Raw genomic sequence first — 12,161 nt, 5'->3', positions numbered from 1 at the left:
TTTTTTTTGCGTTTGATTTTCTGATTGTTCGTTTAGGTTTTAAAAATCGATTCGCACTTATTCACAATAAACTATGTGGCTAAGTTGAGTATAGGTACTCTGTGAATAAGTGCTCGTTTTTTACGCTGTATTTTTCTTTGTCATCCGACTATAACCTTCATTTTTTTCTGTCAATACTGTGGAACCACCACAATAATAATGAGATTGTTTTGATTTTCGAGTCATTAAGGTCTAGCAGGGTGAAGGGTATTTTTTGATGTGGTGAATGTTGAATATATCTTTAGGGTTCTACTATGCTGATATAGTGATTCTTACTCACTGCGTGAGCGCGTTATCTACTCGTCGCACAGCTCCTCATGGTAAACTACTTTGACTGTTTACATGTATTGATATCATTTGTTGTGGTTGAGTTATGAGATTTAAATTAATGTTCGCCTTTTGGGTTCCTTTTCATGCGTCCGCTTTTTGTTTTGATGAGGCAGGACAATATTATAATGTGTCACCAGATTTATTAAGGGCGATTGCTCAAGTTGAAAGTAGTCTTGATCCGGCTGCTTATAACGAAAATAAAAATAGCCGTGGTGAAGTGGTGAGCCGTGATTATGGGCTGATGCAAATTAATTCAAGCTGGTTTAGCAAACTTGCTTATCTTAATGTGAACGAGCAGAACGTCTATGAGCCGTGTTTTAATGTGTCATTAGGTGCTTGGGTATTAAGTTCTAACTTTGCTAGTCATGGCTATAACTGGAACAGCATAGGCGCATATAATGCAGGTTTCTCCAAACGTACCGAAACCGCCAGAAAAATATACATCCAAAAAGTCCAATCTGTTTATTATTCCGCAAAAGTTAAATAACCGCCATTGCACCACTATGGTGCAGTAGTGGTTGTCATTCTATCTTCCTGACCTCTATTCGTTCCTACGTCTGATCCGTCTTACTGCTACCTATTCAGTCGCCATAGAGCCGGCTTTTTATCTTTCCTTGGTCAACTTTTCTCAAGTTAACCCACCTCAAGCTGATGAAGTCACCCTGACCTTTTACTTTCTCTGAAAGTCACCACACACCACGCTAAATCGTAAACGATTTAAATGGTTGTCTGTGAGAAACGTAAAGATAGTAAAAACAATGACTTATATGTATTTGTGGGGGCGAAAAAGGGCATTAAAAAATTTTCAAAATCTCAACTAATTAGCCGCTAAAATCCTAATGTAATATTATGTATATAGAATGAATTACCATTGATCCCTTTTGGGATAAGGCTTTAACCTTGATTTCAATGTGAAAATAATTAAAATTAATTGAATTGTAATTTATCCCTTGTTGTATAAGGCTGTGGAGGGGATTTAAAAGAAGTGGTACAATGGCTTTGCATTGATGTTTAATTGGTTTTCATTGGGGTGAAAAAGTTAGCTTCATTGAAATTCATTGAGGAGAAAAAGCTAAATTATGTCGCGTTCATACCCTTTACAAAGCTCCCTACGAGGGAAGCTAGAGCAAGATTTTAAGAAGTTCAGAGACAGAGAAAAGTTAAGTGATGCTGAGGCAACTCGTCAGCTTTTCACCTTGGCACTGCGCATCAAGTTGAATTACAGTGACGATGAGCGGCCGTCAAACCGTGATCTGATGGAAGAGACTTATCGTAGAGTTAGACAAGTACAAGGTGTGCTGAATTTAAATTTAGCACATAGCTTTGATGGTGAGAGTTATTATAAGAATAAAGCCGATTCTATTGAGCAAAGAAAATCCAACACCGCTTTGGTTGATAAAAGTGTCGATGAATATCTTGAAGGCAAAAAAAAAGGGTAGCCATTGGCTACCCTTATATTATCGCTCTAACTCTCTTTCGATTTCTCTGTCTTCCCAATGGCTCTCTTTCTCTGATTGATTAAATTCCATCTCTTGTTGAGGTGAATATTCTTTTGGCTCAAAGTGGTCGAGTGATTGGCTGTCGGTCTCTTTTTTCTCATTATAGTTGAGGGTGTCTAATTCGCTCTCTTGATGAGAAGTGGACGTCTCACTTAATTCAATGTTATGTGCGCTGTTATCCCTCTCTAGTTTGTCAATGCATGATTTAATGTCTTCTTTAAGATTATCGTCTGACATGAATTGAATGTCTCGACCGTTAAAGTTTTCGACGATTTTCTCAATATTATTCGGATTTAAATCGTGATTACCTTGGTTTAATACAATAATGATGTTCTGTCTCAGTTCATCGGTGGAGATGTTTTGAATGTCGTTCTTATGATTGACATTGATAATGTCAATCTGCCCTTGGGTTTGGTCTCGAATTAAAAATGAGTTTTCAATTGAGGTGCTGATGATGGTGGTGTTTAAATTCTCTCCTTGATGGAATTGTGTTAATTGTTTGGACTTTGTGCCTAGGGCTCTTGGATTAATGTCTAGGGAGGTGTCTTTATTGCCTTGAGTGTCTAAATAGGTCACTTCAATGGCTTTAGTTTCACCTTCTTTATTGTGGATGTTGGTTAACATCGCAGGATGAAGAGATCTATCTTCGGATGAATAGACCGCAGGGTGGAACTTAACGTGGTTATTTTCAATGTTATTGACACCGAGCTTGTTTAAGTACGTTTGGGCCAGTGTGTTATCCATTGGTAAGCTTTGATTGATATAATCTTTAGCCCTTTCTTCAAACTGCGCAATATGCCTTGGGGTGGTGCTCAGTAATTTGTCGTGTTTACTGTTTTCCTCCAGTTGATATTTATCTGGCTCGTTGAGCATCTTGTGCGCTTCATTCATCGCGGCTTTATAATTCATTTCCTTATGACTCATGATTAGATTAATCAATGCGCCTTTTTCGCCTGTGGTGTAGTCTTTAAAATAACCACGATATTCTCCAGTTAAGGTCACTTTAATGGCCGATTTGCCAATGCCAAAGGTTAAATAATCCCGGTCTGACTTGGATTGATTCGGCTGGCCTAATAACTGAATGGCGAGACTTTCGGTGTATTTGGGTAGTTGTGTGTTGATGTGCTCCCTAAATGTGTTGTAGTCAAAATCACCACTTTTATTTTGGAACCGGACGTCCTCATGAGGCAGAGCATTACGGTTAAAGTAGGTGGTGTCTTTGGGTGGGATTTGGTTAAGGGTTTCTATCGCACTGGCTTTGTGGCTCTCTTTAGAAAGCCAGCTTTTGACCAATTGTTTTGTGTTGTCGGTATAGAGCCGAATGTGCTGACTGGCACGAGTCACATCGATACCAGCGCGTCTTAAGTTGGTCAGTGCGCCTTTGCTTTGTATCGCGCTAATGACGTGTTGATAGGTGGATCCTTGCGCCATGTCTGCGGTTCGACTGTAAGCGTAGTCCCAGTGCCCGTCTTTAAGCGCATTAGGGTTAAGGTTGAGTGTTTGTCCTGTCTTAGATTGAGCGATAACACGGTCTGTATTCGCTTGCGTGATGCGGTACTCCACGTTGGCTTTAATGCCGCGCTCTTTATCGGTAAAACGGGTGATGATTTTATCGCCGGTTGAAAGTGGCTTTTCTGACGTAGAGAACAGGGTGGTGAAACGGTGGTCACGGTTACGCGGTAAGAACGACCTTGTCTTACCTGTACTCGCGTCTTGAAGTGTTACTACGCCATGCTCTGAATCCACGTGAGTGATTGCCGCGTACTCACCGGGCTTGGTGCTCAGTATCAAGCCTTTTTGATACGGCATCATGGTGGTGAGCTCTTCCCCGGTCGCGCCGATTGAGCGTAGCCTCGTTGCGATGACGTTCTCTTTGCCTAATTCACTCTTTTTCATCAAACCGACACGGATGTGTTCGGTGATGGTGTCTCGCTCCTGGTTGGTGTACGCGATAATCAGTGTGTTGTCTCGCGTTTCGGGGGTGCGCTCTAAATAGTCTTTGGCGACCACGTAAGGCAGCTTCTCTGTGGCGGTGAGCTGCGCTCTGCGTCGGTCTTTGTCGTTTTCATCCAGCGTAGAGATGACATGTTGGTGGTTGCCTTGGGTATCAGGGGCTTGCTGCTGGAGTTTATCTAGGGCGCTCTGTGGCTGCTTATCAATGGTGTTTTGCGCCGCATTAAGTAAGGTGTCGTTTTGCTGACGGATGATGTCGGTCATGTAAGCGGTATCGATGCGGCCTTGGCTTATGGCCAGCTCAAAGGGTTTACCGGCATTGAGCGATAAAAGCTGCTCTTTATCGCCCAATTTGGCTATTTTTGCCCATCCCCCGATATGGTCTAATCATAGTCTCTAGACGAAATTAAAGTGATAAATAACGATAGAATGTTGCTCGAGAAATAGACAAGGACTGACAGATAGCATCGATTGGGAGAGACTTTTTGTGATGCATTTCTTTCGCCATCTGAACTTTTGGATTGCTGTCACGAATCTTTGGTCTGCCCCCATTCCTTCCTCTGGCTCTAGCTGCCTTCAGTCCAGCATGTGTACGCTCCTGTATTAGGCGACGTTCAAATTGTGCCAGTGCACTGAATATATTGAACATCAACTCACCAGAAGCTGTGGTTGTGTCGATTGCACCATCCTGAATCGATTTAAAGCCAATGCCTTTTTCAATTAAGGATTCAATCAGGTTTATCAGATGTGACATCGAGCGGCCTAGCCGATCCAGTCGCCACACTATAAGTGTGTCTCCAGAAACCAGCGTTTCTAAGCACTCTTCCAGTCCAGGCCTAGACGCATTTGCTCCCGAAATCTTATCTGTAAATATTACTTCGACTTCACACCCTTCTTTTATCAGAGCATCAATCTGAAGATTCAGTTCTTGCTCATGGGTACTGACTCGCGCGTATCCAACTTTTCTGCTCATCGTCTCGTTTATTTGCATTTTAATGAGTTAATGTGATTATGATAGTAGAGATGTGTATATGAGACAACTAAGTACAGGTTTCTTGTACATAGTGATTCTCCGTTCATGCCTCTCAAAAAACGACCGTTTGTTGAGAGGCATGAGAGTCCTTGATAATAAAGAAGGGTTAATAATTGTCTATGGCAGTGAATCCCAACCGACTGAACATTCTTACTCAATCTGAAATTCATGATTATTTCGGTTTCCCTCGATTTACCCAGGAAGACCGAGAGTATTACTTCGATCTGACCAACAGCGAAGTCAGCCTTATTGAAGAAAAGTGGCTGCTTAGCTCAAAGATATATTTCGTGCTTCAGCTCGGCTATTTTAAGGCCAAAAGAATGTTTTTTAGGTTTGATGCTGAAGAGGTGGTAAACGATACTTCCCACATTGTCGGCACATCTTTCCCATATAGCATCGACCGTGATTTCAAAGTGCCAAGCAAACAAACTCGTATCAACCAGCAAAAAATCATTTGTAGGCATTTCAGCTTTCGTCGATACGACAAACAAACTGGCACTGAGCTAAAAGATGTTGCTGGGCGTATTGTTCGCCGATCTGCCAAACCTATTTTTATTTTACGGGAGCTGCTTGGCTTCCTGAATAAGCAGCACGTTGTGCCACCGGCGTACAGTACATTTCAGGATTTGATTGGCCGTTGCCTCTCTGAAGAGCGTCAACGGATCAGCAAACAGCTGATGCGAAGTATGGAACCTGAAATTGAAGAGGCGCTTTCCGCCATTCTGGCTGATGATTCTACTGGCTTGCACTGGGTCACTCAGCTTAAAAAGGAGCCCAGAGATTTCAGTTACAAAGAAGTACTCAGTGAGGCAACGCGAGTCAAGCAACTCAAACCACTGTATGACTTCGGTGTGCGCTGGTTGCCGACTATTGAGCTTTCTAATGAAAGCATCCGGTATTACGCTGCACTGGTAGAGTACTATTCCGTATACAAGCTTCGTCGCTTTGATACGCCGACTGCTTACTTTTACCTACTCAGCTATGCTTATCATCGCACCCATACGATCCATGATAACCTCATCGATGCTCTGATTTACAACGTGCGCCATTACGAAGAGCAAGCCAAGATGTATGCGCGAGACATCATCTACCGGCAAACCTCCCAGGCCAGCGAAGACATCAAGATGACGGGCAAGATTTTGGAGTTATTCCTGAGTCCCGACATTGATGACCAGCTATCCTTTGGTGAAATTCGGGAACGCGCTTTCCAACTACTGGCGCGCGAGAAAATGGTGAATGTAACAACTTTTATTAATTCTGCCGGATTTGATGAGGAAGAGTACCAGTGGCAGCATTTACAGTCATTGTCCGGATCCATCAAGAAGAATTTACGGCAGATCGTCAGGGCTATTGATTTTAAAAGTAACGCCGAAGAAACCCCTTTAATCGAAGCTACTACCTTTCTTCAGACCAATTTTGAATTGGGCCGTGTCATACGACGAATATCCACATCCAAATTTCCAACGGGTTTCCTGACCAAGGCACTTAAAAAATATGTTTATGCAGATAGCACACCTGGCAGTCTCATTGCGGAACGCTACGAATTTGCTGTGTATAAAGTGCTTCGCAAAGCGTTTGAGTCTGGAGATATATTTAATCATAAAACCAATAAATACCGCAGTTTTACCGACTACCTCATCCACGTAGAGCGCTGGAACAAGCACAAGGAAATAATACTGACTGAGCTGGATCTCCCCACTTTAATGGCACCGATCGAACAAACACTATGTGAACTTAAAAAGACGCTGGAAGACAAAATACAACACGTGAACAAGCGTATTATGGCCAAAGAAAATAAGGACATTAAAATCACTGGCCAAGGTGAAAAAATAAAATGGACACTGCCATATCAGCGGGATGAGGAGGAAGACAACAATCACCAGTTTTACCAGTCAGTCCCTACAATTGGTATCGCCAGCCTGCTCAGTTATGTCCAGCGAAAAACCGGTTTGCTTGATGGCTTTACCCATGTGCTGGATCGCTATGTCAAAGGCACCAAGGATGAGAAAACGGTTTTCGCCTGTATCGTTGCGCTGGGTACCAACATGAGTCTGGGCCGGATGGGGGATATCTCTGATGTGGATACCCAGGAGCTACAAACCACTTACCGGAATTTCTTCCGCCTGGAAACGCTGAAAGAAACCAATGATCTGATTGCGAATGCCACCGCGAAACTTCCCATATTCCGGCACTATGACATTGAAGCTGATGTGTTGCACTCGAGCAGCGATGGTCAGCGATTTGAAACTCAACGAAATACTTTCAACGCCCGACATGCCTCAAAATACTTTGGCTTGAAGAAAGGTATCTCAGCGCTAACCCTGATTGGAAACCATGTACCGATCAATGCGAAGGTGATTGGCACGCATGAGCATGAAAGTTACTTTGTATTTGATCTGCTCTATAACAACACCACCGATATTGATCCTGATCGTCACTCGGTCGATACCCACGGCACAAATCAGATTAACTTTTGGATCCTTCATGCCTTTGGTTACCAATTTGCCCCCCGATACCGCAATTTTTCTTCTAAGACCGATAGTATCGTGGGCTTTCAATCTCCAGCGAACTATGACGATGAGTTTTTGGTCAAACCTGGTCGAAAAGTCAATGAAGAGCTTATTATCGAGGAGTGGTCCAATATCCAGCACATCATGGCGTCGCTGGGACAGAAAGAAACTACGCAGTCTGCCATCGTGAGAAAGCTAAGTTCATACGCAAGGCAAAACCGAACCAAGAAAGCTCTATGGGAACTCGATAATATCTATCGCAGTATATACTTATTGGATTATCTGGATGATCGCCTGCTTCGTAAACATGTGACTAAAGCGCTAAACCGAGGTGAAGCTTACCACCGACTGAAGAAAGCTATTGCCCATGTAAACGGTGGTAAGTTGCGAGTGAAAAGCGAAATTGAACAACACATCCTGCATGAATGTACGCGTCTGATCGCCAACGCAATTATTTATTTTAATGCGGAATTGCTCTCTGGGCTGATAACTGGTGAGTCACCGGATTCAATACTTACGCCTGAGCAAATCAAGAAAATATCACCAGTCGCCTGGCAACATATTAATTTTTATGGTCGATTTGAATTCAGCGATCTGGGGGCATCATTCAATGTGGATGAATTTATGCAGACGGTTGACTTCAATAAATTAGCCGCGGCACTTAAATCGGCAAACATCAGTACAAATGATGAAAATTTGGCCTAGGAGAGAGAATAGTTTACAACAATAACAGGTTAGTAGAATGCGAAGCTGGTTGTTGCGTTGGACATTGCATATGTGATCGTGATTGACATCAGATTAGACCATTTCGGGGGATGGGCAAAAATGGCCAAGTATCGAATTATTTTGAAATGCTTATCTGGGATATGCTCAATCATGCGCTCTATCAAGGCTTCTGGACTCAAAATGAGAGATTCCGTCCGACCATTCCTATGGTTGAGGTAATCAAACGTCACTAAGCCTCCCTGAAAGTTATGTCGTAAACGTGACGCCGATATCGGTGGGCGTTTTAGGTATCGGCCGAGGTAAGTCATGGTGGGCGTAACGTTGGCTGTTTTCTTTGCAAAGTGCAGCTTCCATCGACGGCAATATTGGCTGGTTAAAAATCGGGACCAATCTTGTTTATTACGAATAAAAGGGCAGCCTTCTCCAGTCAAATCTAACTCTGAGTGATGGGAGCCGAGAAGTTGAATGATGGCACCGCGCCAACACTTCTCAGTGGTCTTAGCTTTAAAGACAATGGGCCTCCACAGGCCTGTCCTCTTACATAAACCACCACGTGTGACAGATAAATGGATGTGTACATTCCAATTCAGCTTTCTGCCGTAGGTGTGAAGTGCACAGAACACGCCGATATCAATATCCAGTTGCTTTGCCCATCCTAAGAAGATTTTGGCTGCACAACTAAAGAGATGATTGAGAAGAAAACGATTATCCCGAAAGATAGGCCACAGCGTGTGTGGGAGCGTCAACGTTACGTGTTGATACTCACACTCAGGAAAACACATGTTGTTGCTTTCGTATCCACCGCTCTGTGGCTTTTATGCCACAACTGCTGCAAAAGCGAGATTTACACGTCTGGTGAATGTATTTGTGATGGGTGCAGTCAGCATGACTGCATCGATACTCTTTAGAGCCAAAAGCCGCGGTACTGCAAGCGAGCATCTTGGTGACGTTTTCAATGACGACGGTTCGGAGGGTTTCTCGGTACTTATTGAGGTAGTTCAGCCAAGTATCGTTGGCATTGAAGAGTTGTTTGATGGGCTTATTCGGATGCATGACCTATAGGATAAACGATCCATGTAAAGCACCCTAGTAGGTTGAGTCTCTTTGTTTTCGGCCGTAGGCCGCTCAGGCGACACCGTCGCCGGTTCTTCGCTTTAGCACCTTTCCGTCAACACTAATGATAGGCATGAGCATGCCTATCTCTGCAAATTAACCCAACCCACCGTAGCTTCTAAGAGCGTTTCAGGAACAATCGTTCTCATAATGGCTGCAATATTATGTCGGGTAGAAAGTCCATTTTCGTTGGGGAAATACTCACGTAACCAGTCAATATTTCCTTCACTAAAACCCTTGATATCCGTCCACTTGTTTTGACCAAAAAGCATGGCCGTTATGACGACAAAAGCCACTTCCATAACAGGGTAAACTTGGTTGATGTGAGAGCGTGTATCTTTTACTTTTTTAGCTGCTCAATGATAATCATGCGAGTTCCAGATGTTTTTACTTCATGATTTGATCGTGAATATCAGGAAAAGTTCTATTCAAAAACTTAAAAATCTTTATTTTCAACAACTAAAGTTCGATCCCACCCTTGACATAACCTAATATTAGGAAATCAATGAGTCGGGGCGTCGCAGGCACTTACATTTTATTCGCCAGTAACTCGTGACAATCTATTCTGAATGTTGCATCTAAATGAAGCGGCATAAGCAATGATTGGAAACCATATTGCTCAAGGTCACGACAAGATTTCAAGTATGAGGTCATCGATTCCGGTTTTGGGAATTGGGTATGTTCAGATACCTCTGGTTTTTCTTTAGCATTAGGGTATTCAACGTGGAAAACAGGCTTATTATGGTTGATAAATAATGTCAACACTTCGCATTCATCGTATTCTAAGCATTGCTCGTTAACTGCAAAGTCAAAATAATCTATCAACTCTTCAACTTGGTCTAGATCATTTTTCAAGCCTATAGCAAGACCTCGTTTATGAGCCTCCGATGCTAGAAATTTATTATATGTAAGTTGATCATCGAAAGTGAAGCCAGGTCTATTTATATAGAGGTCTACATTATCGGGTTCTACAGCATCACATCCTTTTATGACAGCAAGGTCTAGCCTTTTAGACATAACATTCCATACTCGTTTATCTTTTATGTCTAGCCAAAATTCTCCTTCCCAATCATCCATATGACCATTCCTTTCGTCCTTAATATGTAGGCCTTTCAGGAAAGGAGCATCTTCTCTCCATTCTTCCAAAGTACCAGCAGAGAAATAGCAAATAACTTTTTTACCTGAATCTTGGAGTTGTTGAAATGTTGACGCTTGAGTATCAAATAAATCAACATCATAAGCATCAACCTCATAAGTGGTATCTAATTCTCCCTTTAATTGCCACTGCCACGTCGTATCAGCGGTCGGTTGCCAATGGGAATTACAGCCTGGCAACAATACGGTAATTAATAGCAGTGATTTTGACTTAAAAATTGATATTGCATTAGAAATCATTTAGTAACTCTATATTAATTAATACTATAATTAATACTATAATTAATACTATAATTAATACTATAATTAATACTATAATTAATACTATAATTAATACTATAATTAATAGTTGGTTCTGTCGTGAACTTTTGAGTCTTTAGGTTAGGATTTTTTCAACTTCCACTCAATACTCTGAATCGTAATGTTTAAAGGCTGCCATTTTCCCTCAGAAGTTATTATCGAAACCGTGCGTTATTATCTCGCCTATATACCTGTGATCATTGAAGATGCTTGATTTTACAATTTAAAGTCGAGTGTTAATTGAACACTTTCATACTGTTTTCGCTATTTCAGATGCTCTCATCCTACGAAAAATCTAAATTGACCTGATTTGGGATTGAATGAGGGCGTGATGGACCAACTCCGACAGCGACTCTCCGACTCTAAAACGAATGAATGTTAAGCGGTGACCACAAAGAATGCACTCAAACGGGTCAACCTTCACATAACCTTTCAGCATGGCGGCGTAACCGGGCATTTCTGGTGAGTCTTTAGGTGCGATGCCTAAGGCATCGTAGACCTTAGGGAGAATCTCACCACGGCGTCGGTTTGATAGAAAACCGAAGTATCGAATCATTTTGAAGTGCTTATCTGGAATATGCTCAATCATGCGCTCTATCAGTGCTTCTGGACTCAAAATGAGGGATTCCGTCCGACCATTCCTATGGTTAAGATAATCAAACGTCACCAAGCCTCCCTGGAAATCATGTCGTAACCTAGACGCCATATGGGTGGCCGCTTTAGGTATCGACCCATGTAGGTCATGGTGGGGGTCACATTGGCCGTTTTCTTTGCAAAGTGCAGCTTCCATCGACGGCAATATTGGCTGGTTAAAAATCGGGACCAATCTTGTTTATTACGAATAAAAGGGCAGCCTTCTCCAGTCAAATCTAACTCTGAGTGATGGGAGCCGAGAAGTTGAATGATGGCACCGCGCCAACACTTCTCAGTGGTCTTAGCTTTAAAGAAAATGGGCCTCCACAGGCCTGTCCTCTAACATAAACCACCACGTGTGACAGATAAATGGATGTGTACATTCCAATTCAGCTTTCTGCCGTAGGTGTGAAGTGCACAGAACACGCCGATATCAATATCCAGTTGCTTTGCCCATCCTAAGAAGATTTTGGCTGCACAACTAAAGAGATGATTGAGAAGAAAACGATTATCCCGAAAGATAGGCCACAGCGTGTGTGGGAGCGTCAACGTTACGTGTTGATACTCACACTCAGGAAAAACATGTTGTTGCTTTCGTATCCACCGCTCTGTGGCTTTTATGCCACAACTGCTGCAAAAGCGAGATTTACACGTCTGGTGAATGTATTTGTGATGAGTGCAGTTGTCATGGCTGCATCGATACTCTTTAGAGCCAAAAGCGGCGGTACTGCAAGCGAGCATCTTGGTGACGTTTTCAATGACGACGGTTCGGAGTGTTTCCCGATGTTTATTGAGATAGTTCAGCCAATTATCGTTGGCATTGAAGAGTTGTTTGATAGGCTTATTCGGAAACATGACCTATAGGATAAA

General features: G+C 42.5%; 5 protein-coding genes and 5 pseudogenes. 4 read left to right on the top strand and 6 right to left on the bottom strand.

Annotation, left to right across the window (positions count from 1 at the left end; all coding sequences use genetic code 11):
- Positions 1 to 412 precede the first annotated feature (412 nt).
- A complete protein-coding gene (locus OCV44_RS21405) occupies positions 413 to 856 on the top strand; it encodes a lytic transglycosylase domain-containing protein (protein WP_139686207.1) in 444 nt (147 codons plus the stop codon).
- A 592-nt stretch (positions 857 to 1,448) separates the two neighbouring features.
- A complete protein-coding gene (locus OCV44_RS21400) occupies positions 1,449 to 1,808 on the top strand; it encodes a hypothetical protein (protein WP_139686206.1) in 360 nt (119 codons plus the stop codon).
- Positions 1,809 to 1,826: 18 nt separating this feature from the next.
- Here the strand turns inward: OCV44_RS21400 and OCV44_RS21395 are convergent.
- Positions 1,827 to 4,187: pseudogene (locus OCV44_RS21395) on the bottom strand (DUF7146 domain-containing protein); the annotation flags it as partial.
- 40 nt (positions 4,188 to 4,227) lie between these two features.
- Complete coding sequence (locus OCV44_RS21390) at positions 4,228 to 4,794, bottom strand: recombinase family protein (RefSeq protein WP_139686270.1); 567 nt, start codon at positions 4,792 to 4,794, stop codon at positions 4,228 to 4,230.
- Positions 4,795 to 4,973: 179 nt separating this feature from the next.
- Between OCV44_RS21390 and OCV44_RS21385 the strand changes: the two genes are divergently transcribed.
- A complete protein-coding gene (locus OCV44_RS21385) occupies positions 4,974 to 8,069 on the top strand; it encodes a Tn3 family transposase (protein ID WP_139686269.1) in 3,096 nt (1,031 codons plus the stop codon).
- 128 nt (positions 8,070 to 8,197) lie between these two features.
- Here OCV44_RS21385 and OCV44_RS21380 read toward each other — a convergent pair.
- The 3 genes and pseudogenes from OCV44_RS21380 to OCV44_RS21370 form a co-directional block, all read right to left on the bottom strand.
- Positions 8,198 to 9,143: pseudogene (locus OCV44_RS21380) on the bottom strand (IS91 family transposase); the annotation flags it as partial.
- 99 nt (positions 9,144 to 9,242) lie between these two features.
- Positions 9,243 to 9,573, bottom strand: a pseudogene (locus OCV44_RS21375) (transposase family protein); the annotation flags it as partial.
- A 158-nt stretch (positions 9,574 to 9,731) separates the two neighbouring features.
- On the bottom strand, positions 9,732 to 10,598 hold the full coding sequence (locus tag OCV44_RS21370; RefSeq protein WP_139686325.1) for an endo alpha-1,4 polygalactosaminidase: 867 nt from the start codon (positions 10,596 to 10,598) through the stop codon (positions 9,732 to 9,734).
- Positions 10,599 to 10,779: 181 nt separating this feature from the next.
- On the opposite strand from OCV44_RS21370, the pseudogene OCV44_RS22335 reads away from it, so the two are divergent.
- Positions 10,780 to 10,845: pseudogene (locus OCV44_RS22335) on the top strand (IS6 family transposase); the annotation flags it as partial.
- A 108-nt stretch (positions 10,846 to 10,953) separates the two neighbouring features.
- On the opposite strand, the pseudogene OCV44_RS21365 reads toward OCV44_RS22335, so the two are convergent.
- A pseudogene (locus OCV44_RS21365) lies at positions 10,954 to 12,146 on the bottom strand (IS91 family transposase).
- Positions 12,147 to 12,161: the final 15 nt, after the last annotated feature.

Origin of the sequence: Vibrio tasmaniensis (assembly GCF_024347635.1) — a bacterium.
Taxonomy (GTDB): Bacteria; Pseudomonadota; Gammaproteobacteria; order Enterobacterales; family Vibrionaceae; genus Vibrio; species Vibrio tasmaniensis.
Note: the sequence above shows the minus strand (reverse complement) of the source record. Positions and strands in the feature narration are given on the sequence as shown.